The sequence below is a fragment of the Mycobacterium sp. genome, assembly GCF_040398885.1.
GTDB lineage: Bacteria > Actinomycetota > Actinomycetes > Mycobacteriales > Mycobacteriaceae > Mycobacterium.
Map to the genome: position 1 here is coordinate 1 of NZ_JBBATF010000299.1, position 1,569 is coordinate 1,569.

The 1,569-nt window shown below is 72.2% G+C and carries 1 protein-coding gene; it reads right to left on the reverse strand.

From position 1 onward, the window contains the following. The coding region (gene infB, locus ADBZ5U_RS16255) for a translation initiation factor IF-2 (protein ID WP_526811925.1) at positions 1–1,569 on the reverse strand (1,569 nt) is incomplete at both ends.

Sequence of the window (1,569 nt, forward strand, 5' to 3'; positions counted from 1 at the left end):
TGGCTGGTCTCCTTCAGCGCCGACTCCAGGTCCTCCAGGCTGATCCGCTTGCGGGCCCGGGCCGCCATGGCGTTGCGCTTGCGCGCGCTGCGCCGGTCGGCGATCTGGCGGGCGATGCGGTCCTCGTCGACGACCAGGAAGTTGTCGCCGGCGCCGGGCACCGACGTGAAGCCGATGACCTGGACCGGACGCGACGGGTACGCCTCGGTGACGTCCTCGCCGTGTTCGTCGACCATCCGGCGCACCCGGCCGTAGGCGTCGCCGGCCACCACCGAGTCGCCGACCCGCAACGTTCCGCGCTGGATGAGCACGGTGGCCACCGGACCGCGGCCGCGGTCCAGGTGCGCCTCGATCGCCACGCCCTGAGCCTCCATGTCGGGGTTGGCCCGCAGGTCCAGTGACGCGTCGGCGGTGAGCAGAACGGCCTCCTCCAACGCCTTGATGTTGGTGCCGTTCTTGGCCGAGATGTCGACGAACATGGTCTCGCCGCCGAAGTCCTCGGCCACCAGCCCGTACTCGGTGAGCTGCGAACGGATCCTCTGCGGATCCGCGCCCTCCTTGTCGATCTTGTTGACGGCCACGACGATCGGGACGTCGGCGGCCTGCGCGTGATTGATGGCCTCGACCGTCTGGGGCATCACGCCGTCGTCGGCGGCCACCACCAGGATGGCGATGTCGGTGGCCTTCGCGCCGCGGGCGCGCATGGCGGTGAACGCCTCGTGGCCGGGGGTGTCGATGAAGGTGATGAGACGCTCGACGCCGTCGTGGTCGACGCCCACCTGGTAGGCGCCGATGTGCTGGGTGATGCCGCCGGCCTCGCCCTCGCGCACGGATGCCTGCCGGATGGTGTCGAGCAGTCGGGTCTTGCCGTGGTCGACGTGACCCATGACGGTGACCACCGGGGGACGCTGTTCGAGGTCCTCCTCGCCGCCCTCGTCCTCGCCGTAGGTGAGGTCGAAGGACTCCAGCAGTTCGCGGTCCTCGTCCTCGGGAGACACCACCTGCACGACGTAGTTCATCTCGCTGCCCAGCAGTTCGAGGGTGTCGTCGCCCACCGACTGGGTGGCGGTGACCATCTCGCCGAGGTTGAACAGCGCCTGCACCAGCGCCGCCGGGTTGGCGTCGATCTTCTCGGCGAAGTCGCTCAGCGACGCGCCGCGCGCCAGCCGGATGGTCTCGCCGTTGCCGTGCGGAAGGCGCACGCCACCGACGACCGGGGCCTGCATGTTCTCGTACTCGGCGCGTTTAGCCCGCTTTGACTTGCGGCCACGCCGGGGCGCTCCGCCGGGACGGCCGAAGGCACCGGCGGCACCACCGCGCTGGCCAGGACGGCCACCGCCGCCACCGCCACCGCCACCGGGACGACCTCGGAAACCTCCGGCAGCAGCGCCGCCGGCAGGAGCGCCACCGGTGCCGCCGCCGGGGCGGTAGTTACCGCCGCCGCCACCACCGGGACGGGCGCCTTGACCGGGACCGGGCCGGGCACCGCCACCTGGACGTGGGCCACCGGGACGCCCGGGGGCGCCGGGACGCGCGCCGGGCGGCCGCGGCGGCATGTTGCCCGGCGTG